The organism is Pseudomonas sp. SWRI77, from assembly GCF_014269105.1.
GTDB classification, from domain to species: Bacteria; Pseudomonadota; Gammaproteobacteria; order Pseudomonadales; family Pseudomonadaceae; genus Aquipseudomonas; species Aquipseudomonas capeferrum.
Map to the genome: position 1 here is coordinate 531,637 of NZ_JABWRV010000001.1, position 15,564 is coordinate 547,200.

Annotated in this window: 18 protein-coding genes; 10 read left to right on the forward strand and 8 right to left on the reverse strand. The window is 63.6% G+C overall.

Going from position 1 to position 15,564, the window contains the following annotated elements:
* The 7 genes from HU766_RS02345 to HU766_RS02375 all read left to right on the forward strand — a co-directional run bounded on the left by HU766_RS02345 (nt 1) and on the right by HU766_RS02375 (nt 5,029).
* Nucleotides 1-591 (forward strand): YggT family protein, encoded by a 591-nt coding sequence (locus tag HU766_RS02345; protein ID WP_033702021.1) that lies wholly within the window; start codon nt 1-3, stop codon nt 589-591.
* A 100-nt stretch (nt 592-691) separates the two neighbouring features.
* On the forward strand, nt 692-1,831 hold the full coding sequence (locus HU766_RS02350) for a homoserine O-acetyltransferase (protein ID WP_033702022.1): 1,140 nt from the start codon (nt 692-694) through the stop codon (nt 1,829-1,831).
* Nucleotides 1,832-1,838: 7 nt separating this feature from the next.
* Nucleotides 1,839-2,459, forward strand: coding sequence for a methionine biosynthesis protein MetW (gene metW / locus HU766_RS02355; protein WP_033702023.1), 621 nt, complete (start codon nt 1,839-1,841; stop codon nt 2,457-2,459).
* A gap of 22 nt (nt 2,460-2,481) precedes the next feature.
* Complete coding sequence (locus HU766_RS02360; RefSeq protein ID WP_033702024.1) at nt 2,482-2,916, forward strand: DUF4426 domain-containing protein; 435 nt, start codon at nt 2,482-2,484, stop codon at nt 2,914-2,916.
* Nucleotides 2,913-3,509 carry an RdgB/HAM1 family non-canonical purine NTP pyrophosphatase gene (rdgB, locus tag HU766_RS02365; protein ID WP_033702026.1) on the forward strand — a complete coding sequence of 199 codons (597 nt, stop codon included), beginning with the start codon at nt 2,913-2,915 and terminating at the stop codon, nt 3,507-3,509. The genes HU766_RS02360 and rdgB overlap by 4 nt, the downstream gene beginning before the upstream one ends.
* On the forward strand, nt 3,506-4,693 hold the full coding sequence (hemW, locus tag HU766_RS02370) for a radical SAM family heme chaperone HemW (RefSeq protein WP_186652931.1): 1,188 nt from the start codon (nt 3,506-3,508) through the stop codon (nt 4,691-4,693). Before rdgB ends, hemW begins: the two co-directional genes overlap by 4 nt.
* A 9-nt stretch (nt 4,694-4,702) precedes the next feature.
* Nucleotides 4,703-5,029, forward strand: coding sequence for a DUF3392 domain-containing protein (locus HU766_RS02375; protein ID WP_033702028.1), 327 nt, complete (start codon nt 4,703-4,705; stop codon nt 5,027-5,029).
* 130 nt (nt 5,030-5,159) lie between these two features.
* Here HU766_RS02375 and trmB read toward each other — a convergent pair whose 3' ends face one another.
* The 4 genes from trmB to HU766_RS02395 form a co-directional block, all read right to left on the reverse strand.
* Nucleotides 5,160-5,882 carry a tRNA (guanosine(46)-N7)-methyltransferase TrmB gene (gene trmB / locus HU766_RS02380; RefSeq protein ID WP_186652932.1) on the reverse strand — a complete coding sequence of 241 codons (723 nt, stop codon included), beginning with the start codon at nt 5,880-5,882 and terminating at the stop codon, nt 5,160-5,162.
* Nucleotides 5,883-5,891: 9 nt separating this feature from the next.
* Nucleotides 5,892-6,686, reverse strand: coding sequence for a thiazole synthase (locus HU766_RS02385; RefSeq protein ID WP_015272152.1), 795 nt, complete (start codon nt 6,684-6,686; stop codon nt 5,892-5,894).
* A 54-nt stretch (nt 6,687-6,740) separates the two neighbouring features.
* The gene (thiS, locus tag HU766_RS02390; protein WP_033702586.1) at nt 6,741-6,941 is read right to left on the reverse strand and encodes a sulfur carrier protein ThiS; all 201 of its coding nucleotides are present in this window, start codon (nt 6,939-6,941) and stop codon (nt 6,741-6,743) included.
* Nucleotides 6,942-7,043: 102 nt separating this feature from the next.
* Nucleotides 7,044-7,415, reverse strand: a complete 372-nt coding sequence (locus tag HU766_RS02395; RefSeq protein ID WP_033702030.1) for a DUF423 domain-containing protein — start codon at nt 7,413-7,415, stop codon at nt 7,044-7,046.
* 64 nt (nt 7,416-7,479) lie between these two features.
* Here HU766_RS02395 and mtgA point away from each other — a divergent pair, with 64 nt between their 5' ends.
* A complete protein-coding gene (mtgA, locus tag HU766_RS02400) occupies nt 7,480-8,190 on the forward strand; it encodes a monofunctional biosynthetic peptidoglycan transglycosylase (protein WP_186652934.1) in 711 nt (236 codons plus the stop codon).
* An 87-nt stretch (nt 8,191-8,277) separates the two neighbouring features.
* Here mtgA and rpoH read toward each other — a convergent pair whose 3' ends face one another.
* From rpoH to ftsY, 4 genes are all read right to left on the reverse strand, one after another.
* Complete coding sequence (gene rpoH, locus HU766_RS02405; RefSeq protein ID WP_012312302.1) at nt 8,278-9,132, reverse strand: RNA polymerase sigma factor RpoH; 855 nt, start codon at nt 9,130-9,132, stop codon at nt 8,278-8,280.
* Between the two features lie 113 nt (nt 9,133-9,245).
* Nucleotides 9,246-10,268 carry a permease-like cell division protein FtsX gene (gene ftsX / locus HU766_RS02410; protein ID WP_186652936.1) on the reverse strand — a complete coding sequence of 341 codons (1,023 nt, stop codon included), beginning with the start codon at nt 10,266-10,268 and terminating at the stop codon, nt 9,246-9,248.
* Nucleotides 10,265-10,936, reverse strand: a complete 672-nt coding sequence (gene ftsE, locus HU766_RS02415) for a cell division ATP-binding protein FtsE (RefSeq protein WP_027592328.1) — start codon at nt 10,934-10,936, stop codon at nt 10,265-10,267. The genes ftsX and ftsE overlap by 4 nt, the downstream gene beginning before the upstream one ends.
* Nucleotides 10,933-12,471, reverse strand: a complete 1,539-nt coding sequence (gene ftsY / locus HU766_RS02420) for a signal recognition particle-docking protein FtsY (RefSeq protein ID WP_186652938.1) — start codon at nt 12,469-12,471, stop codon at nt 10,933-10,935. Before ftsY ends, ftsE begins: the two co-directional genes overlap by 4 nt.
* A 231-nt stretch (nt 12,472-12,702) precedes the next feature.
* On the opposite strand from ftsY, the gene HU766_RS02425 reads away from it, so the two are divergent.
* Together HU766_RS02425 and HU766_RS02430 are read left to right on the forward strand one after the other, a co-directional pair.
* Nucleotides 12,703-14,058 (forward strand): pitrilysin family protein, encoded by a 1,356-nt coding sequence (locus HU766_RS02425; protein WP_186652939.1) that lies wholly within the window; start codon nt 12,703-12,705, stop codon nt 14,056-14,058.
* The gene (locus tag HU766_RS02430; RefSeq protein WP_095063907.1) at nt 14,051-15,541 is read left to right on the forward strand and encodes a pitrilysin family protein; all 1,491 of its coding nucleotides are present in this window, start codon (nt 14,051-14,053) and stop codon (nt 15,539-15,541) included. The genes HU766_RS02425 and HU766_RS02430 overlap by 8 nt, the downstream gene beginning before the upstream one ends.
* Nucleotides 15,542-15,564: the final 23 nt, after the last annotated feature.

Sequence of the window (15,564 nt, forward strand, 5' to 3'; positions counted from 1 at the left end):
ATGAATGCACTGTCAGGCGCCGCGATTTTCGTGGTGCAAACCCTGGTCAGCCTGTACCTGGTGATCGTCCTGTTGCGCTTCGTACTGCAACTGGTCAAGGCCAACTTCTACAACCCGCTGTGCCAGTTCACGGTGCGCGCCACCCAGCCGCTGCTCAAGCCGATCCGCCGCGTCATCCCCAGCATCGGCGGCCTGGACACCTCGTCCCTGCTGCTGGCGGTGATCATTCAGGCGCTGCTGATGGCCTTCGTGCTGATGGTCACCTATGGCACCTTCGGTGATGTGCTGCACTTGTTGATGTGGGCCATCATCGGCATCACCTCGCTGTTCCTGAAGATCTTCTGGGTCGCGATGATCGTCATGGTGATCGTCTCGTGGGTCGCACCCAACAGCCACAACCCGGCTGCTGAGCTTGCGTACCAGATCAGCGAACCGGTACTGGCTCCGTTCCGTCGCCTGGTGCCAAACCTGGGCGGCATGGACATCTCGCCGATCTTCGCCTTCCTGGCCATTCAGGTCATTCAGTCGTTCGTCATGCCTCCGCTTGCCGCCTATGCGGGCATGCCGCAAGAGCTGTGGCGGATGATCTGACACCCTCCTTGGCCATCGGCGCCTTCTGCGGCAAGCCATTGCTTGCCGCAGGGGGTAGCGCTCTTTAGACTTACGCCTCCGTCAAGCGTGAGCAGGGTCGATGTCCACTGTCCTTCCCGAAGATTCCGTCGGTCTGGTTACACCGCAAACAGCCCGGTTCGAAGAGCCGCTGGCACTGGCCTGTGGCCGCTCCCTGGCCAGCTACGAGCTGGTCTATGAGACCTATGGCACCCTGAACGCCAGCGCGAGCAATGCCGTGCTGATCTGCCATGCCTTGTCCGGCCACCACCATGCCGCGGGCTACCATGCCGAAACCGACCGCAAGCCAGGGTGGTGGGACAGCTGCATCGGCCCCGGCAAGCCGATCGACACCAACCGTTTCTTCGTGGTCAGCCTGAACAACCTCGGCGGCTGCAATGGCAGCACCGGCCCCAGCAGCCTCAACCCGGCCACCGGCAAGCCCTATGGTGCCGACTTCCCGGTACTGACCGTGGAAGACTGGGTGCACAGCCAGGTGCGCCTGGCCGACCGCCTGGGCATTGGCCAGTGGGCCGCGATCGTGGGCGGAAGCCTCGGTGGCATGCAGGCGCTGCAATGGACCATCACCTACCCCGACCGGGTGCGGCACTGCGTCGATATCGCCTCGGCGCCCAAGCTGTCGGCGCAGAACATCGCCTTCAACGAAGTGGCCCGCCAGGCCATCCTCACCGACCCGGAATTCCACGGTGGTTCGTTCCAGGACCAGGGCGTGATCCCCAAGCGCGGGTTGATGCTGGCGCGCATGGTGGGCCATATCACCTACCTGTCCGATGATTCGATGGGTGAAAAATTCGGCCGTGAGCTCAAGAGCGACAAGCTCAACTACGACTTCCACAGCGTCGAGTTCCAGGTCGAAAGCTACCTGCGCTATCAGGGCGAGGAGTTTTCCGGCCGTTTCGACGCCAATACCTACCTGCTGATGACCAAGGCGCTGGATTACTTCGACCCCGCGGCGGCCCACGGTGGCGACCTTGCCGCCACCCTCGCCGGCGTCACGGCAGACTACTGCATCATGTCGTTCACCACCGACTGGCGCTTCTCGCCGGCCCGTTCCCGCGAGATCGTCGACGCACTGATGGCCGCACGCAAGAACGTCTGTTACCTGGAGATCGACTCGCCCTACGGGCACGATGCCTTCCTGATCCCCACACCTCGCTACATGCAGGGTTTCTCGAACTACATGAACCGCATCGCCATCTGAGGACAGCATGAGAGCCGATCTGGAAATCATCCACGACTGGATTCCCGCCGGCAGCCGGGTACTCGACCTGGGCTGCGGCAGTGGCGAACTGCTGGCCTCGCTGCGTGACCGCAAGCAGGTCACCGGTTACGGCCTGGAGATCGACCCCGACAACATCGCCGCGTGCGTGGCCAAGGGCGTCAACGTCATCGAGCAGGACCTGGACCAGGGCCTGGGCAACTTCGCCAGCAACAGCTTCGACGTGGTGATCATGACCCAGGCCCTGCAGGCCGTGGAGTACCCCGACCGCATCCTCGACGAGATGCTGCGCGTGGGCCGTCAATGCATCATCACCTTCCCCAACTTCGGCCACTGGCGCTGCCGTTGGTACCTGGCGACCAAAGGCCGCATGCCGGTTTCGGACTTCATGCCGTATACCTGGTACAACACGCCGAACATCCACTTCTGCACCTTCGCCGACTTCGAAGAGCTGTGCCACGAGCGCCATGCCAAGGTCCTTGACCGCCTGGCCGTCGACCACTTGCACCGTAATGGGTGGGGCGGCCGGCTATGGCCTAATCTTCTAGGTGAGATCGGCATCTATCGCGTCAGCAGCCCTGGCCTGCAGGAGCACCAGCTCGCGGTCTGACGCCCACTGGAGGAATCGCACCATGCGTCGCCTGACCCTGTTCCTGATCAGCCTGTGCCTGGCCCTGCCCGTACTGGCTGCCGATGCCGCCCGTCCCGAGCGCAAGGAAGTGTTTGGCGACGTGACGGTACACTACAGCGCGTTCACCTCGAGCATGCTGACACCAGAGGTGGCTGCGGCCACGGGCCTGGTGCGCAGCAAGAACCAGGGCGTGCTCAACATTGCCGTGCTCAAGGCCAACAAGCCGGCCATGGCGGTCGTCAGCGGCACGGTGAAGGACCTGACCGGGCGCAGTAGCCCGCTGTCCTTCAAGCAGATCAACGAACAGGGTGCGGTGTACTACATCGCCCAGTTCAAGATCGAACAGCCCGAAACCGTGACCTTCGACCTCAATGTCGAAACCGGCGGCATCAGTAACTCTCTCAGCTTCAACCAGGAAGTGTTCCCAGGCGAATGATGAATTTCCAGCAACTCGTATTGGCCAGCCACAATGCCGGCAAACTCAAGGAACTCCAGGCCATGCTCGGAGCCTCCGTACAGCTGCGCTCGATCGGCGAATTCAGCCAGGTCGAGCCAGAGGAAACCGGCCTGTCGTTCGTCGAGAACGCCATTCTCAAGGCACGCAATGCCGCGCGCATCTCTGGCCTGCCGGCACTGGCCGACGACTCGGGCCTGGCAGTCGACTACCTGGGTGGTGCGCCGGGCATCTACTCCGCACGCTATGCCGATGGCAAGGGTGATGCGGCGAACAATGCCAAGCTGCTGGAGGCCTTGAAAGAGGTGCCTGAGGCTGAGCGTGGCGCGCAGTTCGTCTGCGTGCTGGCGCTGGTGCGTCACGCCGACGACCCACTGCCGATCCTGTGCGAAGGCCTGTGGCACGGGCGCATCATGTTCGAAGCCAGCGGCGAGCACGGCTTTGGCTACGACCCGCTGTTCTGGGTACCGGAGCGCAATTGCTCGAGCGCGGACCTCGCCCCGGTCGACAAGAACCAGCTCAGCCACCGCGCCCGCGCCATGGCCCTGCTGCGTCAACGCCTGGGCCTGGCATGATCGAAACGTTGTCCACCCAGCCGTTCCCGACGGGGGCGGCGGGTTTCGCCGTGCTGCCGCCCTTGGCGTTGTACATCCACATCCCGTGGTGCGTGCGCAAGTGCCCTTATTGCGACTTCAACTCCCACGCGGCTGGCCCCGAGCTGCCTGAAGAGGCGTACGTCGACGCCCTGCTGACCGACCTCGATCAAGAGCTTGAGGCCGTGCAGGGGCGCCCGATCAGCTCGATCTTCTTCGGTGGCGGCACGCCGAGCCTGTTCAGCGCCAATGCCCTCGGCCGCCTGCTGCGCGGTGTTGAACAACGCATCCCGTTCGCACCAGACATCGAAATCACCCTGGAAGCCAACCCAGGCACGTTCGAGCAGGAGAAATTCAAGGCGTACCGGCAAACCGGCATCAACCGCCTGTCCATCGGCGTGCAAAGCTTCCAGCCCGCCAAGCTCGAGGCGCTCGGGCGCATCCACAATGGCGACGAAGCGATCCGCGCTGCGGGCATGGCCCGCGCCGCAGGGTTCGACAACTTCAACATGGACTTGATGCACGGCCTGCCCGAGCAGTCGCTGGACGATGCCCTGGGTGACCTGCGCCAAGCCATCGAGCTGGGGCCAACCCACTTGTCCTGGTACCAGCTGACCGTAGAGCCCAACACGGTGTTCTGGAACCAGCCCCCCGAGCTGCCCGAAGACGACATCCTGTGGGACATCCAGGAAGCGGGGCAGGCGCTGATGGCCGAGCACGGCTACCGCCAGTACGAGGTTTCCGCCTATGCCCAGCCAGGCCGTGCAGCCAAGCACAACCTCAACTACTGGCGCTTTGGTGATTTCATCGGTATCGGTGCCGGCGCCCACGGCAAGCTGACCTTCGCCGACGGGCGCATCTTGCGCACCTGGAAAACCCGCCTGCCCAAGGACTACCTGAACCTGGCCAAGCCGTTCAAGGCCGGTGAAAAGCTGCTGCCGGCCGACGAGCTGCCCTTCGAATTCCTGATGAATGCCTTGCGCCTGACCGATGGCGTGGAAGCCGAACTGTTTACCCAGCGCACCGGCCTGCCGCTGGCACAGCTGGTCGAGGCACGGCGTGCTGCCGAACAAAAGGGCCTTTTGCAGGTCGAACCGGATCGACTGGTAGCCACGCCACGCGGCCAGTTGTTCCTCAATGACCTGCTGCAGTATTTCTTGACCTAAGGATGACCCATGGATCTGGTACTTGATCTGCTCGCGACGGTTTCCCGCTGGAGCCGCAGCAACCTGTCGGAGATTTCGCTGGCCTTGGTAGGCTGCCTGCTGGTGCTGTTCGGCACCGATATCAAAGCCTGGGCCGAGCAACGCATCGGCAGCTTGGCGGGCGCGCTGCGCGTGCCAGTGATGGCTTTGCTGGTGATGATCGGCAGCGGTGCGGCGCTGATCTATGCCACGCCATGGGTGGTGAAGGGGCTGAGCCAGTTCAATAACTATGCGCTGGCACCGGTGCTGCTGGTGGTGCTGGTGTTGATCGGCGTGGTGGCTGATCGGCGGGGTTGATCTGCGTCTGCAGAGCTGCGTGTAAGCAGGGACTCCGTCCTACGCTCGCATAAAAAAACCGCCTCTCTCAAGGCGGTTTTTTTGCCTGCATTTCTGCAGGCGCTGCGGTTCAATCGGCTGAATCAGGTGATCAATCCACCTTTTCGAACTTCAAATCCCAAACGCCATGCCCCAAGCGCTCACCACGGCGCTCGAACTTGGTGATCGGCCGCTCTTGCGGGCGCGGCACATAGGCGCCATCCGCCGCCTGGTTACGGTAACCCGGCGCAGCGCTCATCACCTCCAGCATGTACTCGGCATACGGCTCCCAGTCGGTCGCCATGTGGAACACGCCACCGGGCTTGAGCTTGCGCCGTACCAGCTCGGCGAACTCCAGCTGGACGATGCGACGTTTGTGATGGCGTGCCTTGTGCCAAGGGTCCGGGAAGAACAGCATCAACCGGTCGAGGCTGTTGTCGGCCACGCAGCGGTTCAGCACTTCGATGGCATCGCAATCGTACACCCGCAGGTTCTTCAGGCCCTGGGTCAACACGCCATTGAGCAGCGCGCCAACACCCGGACGGTGTACTTCGACACCGATGAAGTCCAGTTCAGGGGCGGCAGCCGCCATCTCCAGCAGGGAGTGGCCCATGCCGAAACCGATCTCCAGGGTGCGCGGCGCAGCGCGGCCGAACACCTGGTCATAGTCCACCGGGCTGTCGGCCAGGGGCAGGATGAACTGTGGGCCACCCTGGTCCAGGCCGCGTTGCTGGCCTTCGGTCATGCGACCGGCGCGCATCACGAAACTCTTGATACGGCGGTGTGGGCGCTCTTCGCCTTCGGCGGTGATCGGCGTTTCTTGCGATTCAGTCATCAGGAGCTCTTACTTGATCAGACCATCCAGCGGCGAAGAGGCGCTGGCATAGAGTTTCTTCGGCATGCGGCCGGCCAGGTAGGCCATGCGACCTGCCACGATAGCGTGCTTCATGGCTTCGGCCATCAGCACCGGTTGCTGGGCGTGGGCGATGGCCGAGTTCATCAGCACCGCCTCGCAACCCATTTCCATGGCGATGGTGGCATCGGAGGCGGTACCCACGCCGGCATCGACCAGCACCGGCACCTTGGATTCTTCCAGGATGATCTGCAGGTTGTAGGGGTTGCAGATGCCCAGGCCGGTACCGATCAGGCCTGCCAGCGGCATGACCGCAATGCAGCCGACTTCGGCCAGCTGACGGGCGATGATCGGGTCGTCGCTGGTGTAGACCATCACGTCGAAACCGTCCTTGACCAGTACTTCAGCGGCCTTGAGGGTCTCGATCACGTTGGGGAACAACGTCTTCTGGTCGGCCAGGACTTCCAGCTTGACCAGGTTGTGGCCATCGAGCAGTTCACGGGCCAGGCGGCAGGTGCGCACGGCTTCGACCGCGTCGTAGCAGCCAGCGGTGTTCGGCAGGATGGTGTAACGGTCTGGCGGCAGTACGTCGAGCAGGTTCGGCTCGCCCGGGTTCTGGCCGATGTTGGTACGACGCACAGCGACGGTGACGATCTCGGCACCCGAGGCCTCGATGGCCAGGCGGGTTTCTTCCATGTCACGGTATTTGCCGGTGCCGACCAGCAGGCGCGACTGGAAAGTGCGCCCGGCCAGGGTAAAGGGCTTGTCGCTACGAACGTTGCTCATCGTTGTTCCTCGGGAAAAGGTTACTGGGCTTGCATGTGAACCGCCGAGCTGTAATCAGCCGCCGCCGATGGCGTGGACCACTTCGACCTGGTCGCCGTCGTTCAGCTGCGTGCTGTCATGTAGGCTACGCGGCACGATGTCCAGGTTCAGTTCCACGGCTACCCGGCGCCCGGTGAGTTCCAGGCGGGTCAGCAGGGCCGCGACGCTTTCGCCAGCGGGCAGTTCGTAAGGTTCACCGTTCAGTTGAATGCGCATGCGCACGGCCACCGTTGTTCTTTGGGGCCCGCATTCTAGCGCTGAACAACCCTTGAACCCAAGGGCGGTGCACGCCATTAGTCGCGATTGTGGACCGCTCGGTCAGCCCAGCCGCCAGGCTGCCAGGCCCAGGCACAACCAACCGGCCAGGAAGCACAGCCCGCCAATGGGCGTGATGATGCCGAGCTTGCTCACACCCGTCAGGGTTAGCAGGTACAGGCTACCGGAGAACAGTACGATACCCAGCGCGAACAGACCGCCGGCCCAGCCGACCAGGCGCCCAGGCAAGTGCGCCGCCAGCACGGCAACACCGAAAATCGCCAGGGCATGCACCAGTTGGTAGGTAACCCCGGTATGAAAGATCGCCAGGTAATCTGCCGTAAGGCGGTTTTTCAGCCCGTGCGCGGCAAATGCGCCCAAGGCCACACCGGTAAAGCCGAAAAAGGCGGCAAGCATCAGGAAGCTGCGAAGCATGGGAGGACTCCTACTATCGGGTCTGTATAATGGCCCCTTCCACCTGCCCGGCCAAGCCATCGACATGCTGCCATCCCTTATCCGCCGCCTCACCCGCGCCCTGCTCTGGTTCGCTGCCGGCAGTATCGTGCTGGTGCTGGTGTTTCGCTGGGTACCGCCACCCGGCACGGCGTTGATGGCCGAGCGCAAGGTGCAGTCCTGGGTGAGTGGCGAGCCAATCGACCTGCAGCGCGACTGGCAACCGTGGGAGAACATCGCCGATGACCTGAAGGTGGCGGTCATTGCCGGTGAAGACCAGAAGTTCGCCAGCCATTGGGGCTTTGACATCCCGGCCATTCAGGCAGCGCTGGCTTATAACGAACGGGGTGGCAACATTCGTGGGGCCAGTACCTTGACCCAGCAGGTGGCCAAGAACCTGTTCCTGTGGTCGGGCCGCAGCTGGTTCCGTAAGGGCCTGGAGGCGTGGTTTACCGCGCTGATCGAGCTGTTCTGGTCGAAAGAGCGGATCCTCGAGGTTTACCTCAACAGCGCCGAATGGGGCAATGGGGTGTTTGGCGCCCAGGCTGCCGCGCGCTACCACTTTGGTGTCGATGCCAGCCGCCTGAGCCGCCAGCAGGCCGCGCAGTTGGCTGCCGTGCTGCCCAGCCCGATCAAGTGGAGCGCCAGCCGGCCCAGCGCCTATGTGGCCAATCGGGCGGGTTGGATCCGGCGGCAGATGAGCCAGCTGGGCGGGCCTAGCTACCTGATGCAGCTGGATGCCTCGCGCAAACGCTGATTATCCGGGGCTGCAGTGCAGCCCCGGAAGCCCATAAAAAAGCCGCGCCCCTCACAGGGCACGGCTTTTCATCCAGCAAGGCGCGAATCAGGCCGCGATCAACGCCTTGACCTTGTTCATTGCGTTCTTTTCCAACTGCCGAATACGCTCGGCCGAAACGCTGTATTTGTCCGCCAGCTCGTGCAAGGTCGCCTTCTCTTCAGCCAACCAGCGCTGGTAGAGGATGTCACGGCTACGCTCGTCCAGGCCTTGCAACGCTTCGTGCAGGTTGCTGGTGGAGTTGTCACTCCAGTCGGCATCCTCCAGCTGTACCGCCGGATCGTAGCGGTGGTCTTCCAGATAATGCGCTGGCGACTGGAAAGCGCTGTCGTCGTCGGCTTCCGCCGCCGGGTCAAAGGCCATGTCCTGACCACTCAGCCGGCTTTCCATCTCACGCACTTCACGGGGTTCAACGCCAAGGCTTTCAGCCACGCGATGAACTTCATCGTTGTTCAGCCAGGCCAGACGCTTCTTCTGGCTGCGCAGGTTGAAGAACAGTTTGCGCTGGGCCTTGGTGGTAGCCACCTTGACGATGCGCCAGTTACGCAGGATGAATTCGTGGATTTCTGCCTTGATCCAGTGCACGGCAAAGGACACCAGGCGCACCCCCATCTCAGGGTTGAAGCGCTTGACGGCCTTCATCAAGCCGACGTTGCCTTCCTGAATCAGGTCGGCCTGGGCCAGGCCATAGCCTGCATAGCTACGGGCGATATGTACGACGAAACGCAGGTGGGCCATCACCATTTGCCGAGCGGCCTCAAGATCCTGCTCATAATAGAGACGCTCGGCCAGATCACGCTCCTGCTCGACCGTCAGCAGCGGGATGCTGTTGACCGTGTGCACATAGGCTTCCAGGTTTGCACCGGGTACCAAGGCATAGGCAGGTTGCAACGATGTGGTCATTCAAGAACCTCCGACTTACTAGACTCGCGCCTTGTGGGCACTGCCAACATTGACCGGAAACCGATGAACAAGTTCCCAAAACGGTAATAAAGTCAATGCTGGCACGGGAAAAACTATCGAGGCGCTAGCTCGTTCAAGTGGCGAGCGACCGCGATCCATGCACCGATATACCCTAACAGCACCGCTCCGATCAAGAGCGACAGACCATCGGACGCCGGCACGCCGCCCAGGGCGAAGTCACTGCCGTACAAGCCGGACAGCCCGACAACCGCCTGGTTCAGCCAGTTGAGGCCGAACGCCAGGATACCCCAAGCCAAGAAACCCGCACCCAGGCCGTACAAGGCCCCCATGTACAGGAAAGGCCGGCGCACGTAGCTGTCGGTGCCGCCTACCAGCTTGATGACTTCGATCTCGGTGCGGCGGTTTTCAATATGTAGACGAATTGTGTTACCGATTACTAACAGCAACGCAGAAATCAGCATGACCGCCAACCCGAAGACAAAGCGGTCACCCAACTTGAGGATCGCCGCCAGGCGTTCGACCCATACCAAGTCCAGCTGTGCCACTTCGACCTTGGGCAGCTCCGATAGACGCTGACGCAACGCCTCCAGCGCGGGCTTGTCGACCTCGCTCGGGGTCACCACCACCACGCCAGGCAGCGGGTTTTCGGGGAGTTCGCGCAAGGCCTCGCCCAGCCCGGACTGCTGCTGGAACTCTTCCAGCGCCTGGTCGCGGCTGACATACAACGCATCGGCCACCCCGGGCATGCGCTTGATCTCGTCACGCAGGGCCTCGCCTTCCTTGCTGCCAGCGTCAAGCTTCAGGTATAGCGAAATCTGCGCGGCGCGCTGCCAGGACCCGCCGAGCTTCTCGACGTTCTTCAGCAGCAACGACAGGCCCATGGGCATGCTCAAGGCCACGGCCATGACCAGGCAGGTAAAGAAGCTGCCGATCGGCTGCTTGCCGAGGCGACGCAAGCTGTCGGCCATGCTTGCCCGGTGGCTCTCCAGCCAGGCATGCAGCAAGGTGCGAAAGTCCGGGCCGTCATCGTCGTCGCGTTTTTTCTTTCCAGGCTGCGGGACAGCGGGTTTCGGCGCAACCCGCTCGGAAACCTTCGGCGTACGTGTAGTGCTCATTGCCCGGCCTCCCCATCGCCGATCAGACGGCCGCGCTGCAGCGTCAGCATGCGGTGGCGCATGCGCGCGATCAGTGCCAGGTCGTGGCTGGCGATCAATACCGTGGTGCCCAGGCGGTTGATGTCCTCGAACACGCCCATGATCTCCGCGGCCAGGCGCGGGTCAAGGTTGCCGGTGGGTTCGTCGGCCAGCAACAGGGCTGGCTGATGGACGATGGCCCGCGCAATACCCACCCGCTGCTGCTGCCCCGTGGACAGGTCCGCCGGGAACAGCTCGCCCTTGTCGGCCAGCGACACACGCTCCAGCGCCGAATCCACGCGTTTGGTGATCTCGGCCTTGGACAAACCGAGGATCTGCAGCGGCAAGGCGATGTTGTTGAACACCGTGCGATCGAACAGCAACTGGTGGTTCTGGAACACCACACCGATCTGCCGACGCAGGAAGGGGATCTGCGCATTGCTGATCTGGCCCAGGTCCTGCCCTGCCAGCAGCAGCTTGCCGCTGGTCGGGCGTTCCATGGCCAGCAACAAACGCAGCAAAGTGCTCTTACCGGCACCCGAGTGCCCGGTGACGAACAGGAATTCGCCCCGGCGCGCCCGGAAACTCAGCTCATGCAAGCCTACATGGCCATTGGGATAGCGCTTGGCGACCTGTTCGAATCGGATCATGGATGCTCTCGCTCGGCGAACAGCGCCTTGACGAACGGCTCGGCTTCAAAGGTGCGCAGGTCGTCGATACCTTCGCCGACACCGATGAAACGGATCGGGATGCTGAATTGCTTGGCCAGGGCGAAGATCACCCCGCCCTTGGCGGTGCCGTCCAGCTTGGTCAGCGCCAGGCCAGTCAGCTCGACGCTCTGGTTGAAGTACTTGGCCTGGCTGATGGCGTTCTGGCCGGTACCGGCGTCGAGCACCAGCAGCACCTCGTGAGGCGCCTCGGCGTCGAGCTTGCCGATGACCCGGCGAACCTTCTTCAGCTCTTCCATCAAGTTGTCCTTGGTGTGCAGACGGCCGGCCGTGTCGGCGATCAGCACATCGACGCCACGGGCCTTGGCGGCCTGCACGGCATCGAAGATCACCGAGGCGGAGTCGGCACCGGTGTGCTGGGCGATCACCGGGATCTGGTTACGTTCGCCCCAGACCTGCAACTGCTCAACGGCCGCAGCACGGAAAGTGTCGCCCGCGGCCAGCATGACCTTCTTGCCCTCCAACTGCAGCTTCTTGGCCATCTTGCCGATGGTGGTGGTCTTGCCAGCGCCGTTCACGCCGACCACCAGGATCACGTAGGGCTTGTTCTGCGCCTGGATCTTCAGCGGCTGCTCGACCGGGCGCAGCAACGCGGCCAGTTCTTCCTGCAGCGACTTGTACAACGCATCGGCATCGGCCAGTTGCTTGCGGGCAACCTTCTGGGTCAGGTTCTGGACAATGGCCGAGGTCGCTTCGACGCCGACGTCGGCGGTCAGCAGGCGGGTTTCGATCTCGTCGAGCAGGTCATCATCGATAACCTTCTTGCCCATGAACAGGCTGGCCATGCCTTCGCCGATGCTGGCACTGGTCTTGGACAGGCCTTGCTTGAGGCGGGCGAAGAAGCCGGGCTTGGACTGTTCGGTGGCGACCGGTACGGCAACCGGTTCAGCTTCGACCGGGGCAGGCGCCGCGACCGCTGCTGCCTCGACAACCACGGGCGCCGGCTGAGGCGCGGCAGGCGCTGCGACTACCGGGCGTTCAGGGATCGCTGGCGGGGCGATAGGCTCCAGGTCCGGCACCAGGGCCACGGGTTCTTCGGCGACCGGCAGCACCAGGTTGCTGACAGGCGGTTCTGCGCCGCGAACTACCGGGGCCTCAGGGGCTTGCACCAGTGGCGAAGGGCTTTCGACCGGTGTGGCGGCTTGCGGATTCGCGGGCAAGCCCGCACCTGCCGCTGGCTGCTCGGGCTCGGGCTCGGGGGCCTTGAAGTCAGTAGGCGGCAGCGCAGGCTGGGGCACCTCGGGAGCAACCGGGGCCGGCGCGGCCAAAGGCGCGAGCGGCGGCGCTTCAGGCAGCTCGACGGCAGGCTGCGGCGCTACCGGTTCAGCAGACTGTGGCTCGGGCGTTTGCGGCTGTTCGGCGACAGGTTGCTGCGGCTTCTTGCGAAACCAGCTGAACAGGCCTTTCTTTTCGCCAGACTCGGCCGGCGCTTTTTTGTCGTCGTTGGAACCAAACATGGAGGACGGCTATCTCAGGGTAGCGATGCGCCAGCAATGGCGCATCGGGAATTCTCTATACGCAGAACAGACTATCTTGAAGCCGGCTGGTTCATGCGCAACGTTTTGTCTTAGTGTCCTGCGGGCCAGAACGGCGACAGGCATGGTCGCCAGGCAACCGGATCAGTATCCTAGCACCTCCTGGCCCGCCGACGCTAAACCCTGCGGGCCGCCGAACAGGTTAAACACCGTATGAATGCTCTAGCCCGCCGCGCCGCTGGCCTGTTGCTCGGCACGCTCTGCCTGCCGCTCGCGGCCTTCGCCGCCGATGTGCAACCGACTCACGAATTCATCCTCGACAATGGCCTCAAGGTGATCGTGCGCGAAGACCACCGCGCACCGGTCGTGGTCTCGCAGATCTGGTACAAGGTCGGCTCCAGCTACGAGACCCCGGGCCAGACCGGCCTGTCCCACGCCCTGGAACACATGATGTTCAAGGGTAGCGCCAAAGTCGGCCCCGGCGAGGGCTCGCGCATCCTGCGGGACCTGGGCGCCGAAGAAAACGCCTTCACCAGCGACGATTACACGGCCTACTACCAGGTGCTGGCCCGCGACCGCCTGCCAGTGGCCCTGGAACTCGAAGCCGACCGCCTGGCCAGCCTGCGCCTGCCCGCCGACGAGTTCAGCCGCGAAATCGAAGTGATCAAGGAAGAGCGCCGCCTGCGCACCGATGATCAGCCCAACTCGAAAGCATTCGAGCTGTTCCGCGCCATGGCCTACCCGGCCAGTGGCTATCACACCCCGACCATCGGCTGGATGGCCGACCTCGAACGCATGAAGGTCGAGGAGCTGCGGCACTGGTACGAATCCTGGTACGCGCCCAACAACGCCACCCTGGTGGTGGTCGGCGATGTCACCGTCGACGAGGTCAAGGGCCTGGCGCAAAAGTACTTCGCCGGCATTCCCAAACGCGCGGTGCCGCCAGCCAAGCTGCCGCTGGAGCTGGCCGAGCCAGGCCAGCGCCAACTGACCCTGCACGTGCGCACGCAGTTGCCAAGCCTGATCTACGGCTTCAACGTACCCGGCCTGGCGACCACCCAGGAGCCGAGCACGGTGCACGCCCTGCGCCTGATCTCAGCCTTGCTCGACGGCGGCTACAGTGCCCGCATGCCGGCCCGCCTGGAGCGCGGTCAGGAGCTGGTGGCCGGGGCGTCGTCCAGCTACAACGCCTTCACCCGTGGTGACAGCCTGTTCCTGATCTCGGCCACGCCGAACGTGCAGAAGCAGAAAACCCTGGCAGACGTGGAAAAGGGCATCTGGCAACTGCTCGAAGAGCTCAAGACCAAGCCCCCTAGCGCCGAAGAGCTCGAACGCGTGCGCGCCCAGGTGATCGCCGGCCTGGTCTACGATCGCGACTCCATCAGCAGCCAAGCCACCACCATCGGCCAGCTGGAGACCGTGGGCCTGTCCTGGAAGCTGATCGACAGCGAACTGGACGAGCTCAAGCGCGTGACCCCGCAAGACATCCAGAACGCTGCGCGCACCTACTTCACCCGCGAACGCCTGAGCGTTGCCCATGTACTGCCCGAGGAGTCCGCTCATGAGTGATCGTCGCGCACCACGCCTCACCCTGCTGGCTACGGGCATCCGCGCCCTTACGCTGGCGGCAGTGCTGGCGGCCCCGGCCCTGGCCGACAACGCGCCGAAGGCCGACAGCACTGCGGCCCGCCCGGCCAATACCCTGCAGTCACTGGCCGAGCTGGATGGCAAGGCGCCCAGCCGGCGCCAGCTGAACATCCAGAACTGGACCACCGCCGAAGGCGCCCGGGTGCTGTTCGTCGAAGCCCGCGAACTGCCGATGTTCGACCTGCGCGTCACATTCGCCGCCGGTAGCAGCCAGGACGGCGCCACGCCAGGCCTGGCCGCCTTGACCAACGCCATGCTCAACGAGGGCGTGGCAGGCAAGGACGTAACCGCCATTGCCGAAGGCTTCGAAGGCCTCGGCGCTGACTTCGGCAACGGCTCGTACCGCGACATGGCCGTGGCCTCGCTGCGCAGCCTGAGCACCCAGGACAAGCGTGAGCCGGCGCTCAAGCTGTTCGCTGAGGTCGCTGGCAAGCCCACGTTCCCGGAGGACGCCCTCAAGCGCATCAAGAACCAGATGCTGGCCGGCTTCGAATACGAGAAGCAGAACCCCGGCAAGATCGCTGGCAAGGCGCTGTTCGGCAAGCTCTACGGCGACCATCCCTACGCTCACCCGAGCGACGGCACCGCCGAAAGCATCAATGGCATCACCCTGGCACAGCTGCGCGCCTTCCATGCCAAGGCCTACACCGCCGGCAACGCGGTCATCGCCCTGGTCGGCGACCTCAGCCGCGCCGAAGCCGAAGCCATTGCCGCCCAGGTTTCCGCCGGCCTGCCCAAGGGCCCGGCGCTGGCGGCACCGGCCCAGCCCGCGGAGCCCAAGGCGGGCCTGACCCACATTGACTTCCCGTCCAAACAGACCCACCTGATGCTGGCTGAACTGGGTATCGACCGTCAGGACCCAGACTGGCCAGCCCTGTCGCTGGGCAACCAGATCCTTGGCGGTGGCGCGTTCGGCACCCGCCTGATGAGTGAAGTACGTGAAAAGCGCGGCCTCACCTACGGCGTCTACTCGGTGTTCAGCCCGATGCAGGTACGCGGCCCGTTCATGATCAACCTGCAAACCCGCGCCGAACTCAGCGAAGGCACACTCAAGCTGGTCCAGGACATCCTTGCCGACTACCTGAAAAGCGGCCCGACCCAGCAAGAGCTGGACGACGCCAAGCGCGAGCTGGCCGGCAGCTTCCCGCTGTCCAATGCCAGCAACGCCAGTATCGTCGGCCAACTGGGGGCCATCGGCTTCTACAACCTGCCGCTGACCTGGCTCGAGGACTTCATGCAGCAGTCCCAGGCCCTTACCGTCGAACAGGTCAAGGCCGCCATGAACAAACACCTGTCAGCCGATAAACTGGTGATCGTCACCGCTGGCCCCAAGGTGCCGCAAAAACCGCTGCCAGCCCCCACTGACAAGCCCGCCGAGCAACCGCCCGGCGTACCGGAGCACTAATGCCAAGATCCACCCCTCCCGCC

Coding starts and splice junctions, on each gene's coding strand:
- HU766_RS02345 (WP_033702021.1), top strand. CDS start 1: ATGAATGCACTGTCAGGCGCCGCGATTTTCGTGGTGCAAACCCTGGTC.
- HU766_RS02350 (WP_033702022.1), top strand. CDS start 692: ATGTCCACTGTCCTTCCCGAAGATTCCGTCGGTCTGGTTACACCGCAA.
- metW (WP_033702023.1), top strand. CDS start 1,839: ATGAGAGCCGATCTGGAAATCATCCACGACTGGATTCCCGCCGGCAGC.
- HU766_RS02360 (WP_033702024.1), top strand. CDS start 2,482: ATGCGTCGCCTGACCCTGTTCCTGATCAGCCTGTGCCTGGCCCTGCCC.
- rdgB (WP_033702026.1), top strand. CDS start 2,913: ATGATGAATTTCCAGCAACTCGTATTGGCCAGCCACAATGCCGGCAAA.
- hemW (WP_186652931.1), top strand. CDS start 3,506: ATGATCGAAACGTTGTCCACCCAGCCGTTCCCGACGGGGGCGGCGGGT.
- HU766_RS02375 (WP_033702028.1), top strand. CDS start 4,703: ATGGATCTGGTACTTGATCTGCTCGCGACGGTTTCCCGCTGGAGCCGC.
- trmB (WP_186652932.1), bottom strand. CDS start 5,882: ATGACTGAATCGCAAGAAACGCCGATCACCGCCGAAGGCGAAGAGCGC.
- HU766_RS02385 (WP_015272152.1), bottom strand. CDS start 6,686: ATGAGCAACGTTCGTAGCGACAAGCCCTTTACCCTGGCCGGGCGCACT.
- thiS (WP_033702586.1), bottom strand. CDS start 6,941: ATGCGCATTCAACTGAACGGTGAACCTTACGAACTGCCCGCTGGCGAA.
- HU766_RS02395 (WP_033702030.1), bottom strand. CDS start 7,415: ATGCTTCGCAGCTTCCTGATGCTTGCCGCCTTTTTCGGCTTTACCGGT.
- mtgA (WP_186652934.1), top strand. CDS start 7,480: ATGCTGCCATCCCTTATCCGCCGCCTCACCCGCGCCCTGCTCTGGTTC.
- rpoH (WP_012312302.1), bottom strand. CDS start 9,132: ATGACCACATCGTTGCAACCTGCCTATGCCTTGGTACCCGGTGCAAAC.
- ftsX (WP_186652936.1), bottom strand. CDS start 10,268: ATGAGCACTACACGTACGCCGAAGGTTTCCGAGCGGGTTGCGCCGAAA.
- ftsE (WP_027592328.1), bottom strand. CDS start 10,936: ATGATCCGATTCGAACAGGTCGCCAAGCGCTATCCCAATGGCCATGTA.
- ftsY (WP_186652938.1), bottom strand. CDS start 12,471: ATGTTTGGTTCCAACGACGACAAAAAAGCGCCGGCCGAGTCTGGCGAA.
- HU766_RS02425 (WP_186652939.1), top strand. CDS start 12,703: ATGAATGCTCTAGCCCGCCGCGCCGCTGGCCTGTTGCTCGGCACGCTC.
- HU766_RS02430 (WP_095063907.1), top strand. CDS start 14,051: ATGAGTGATCGTCGCGCACCACGCCTCACCCTGCTGGCTACGGGCATC.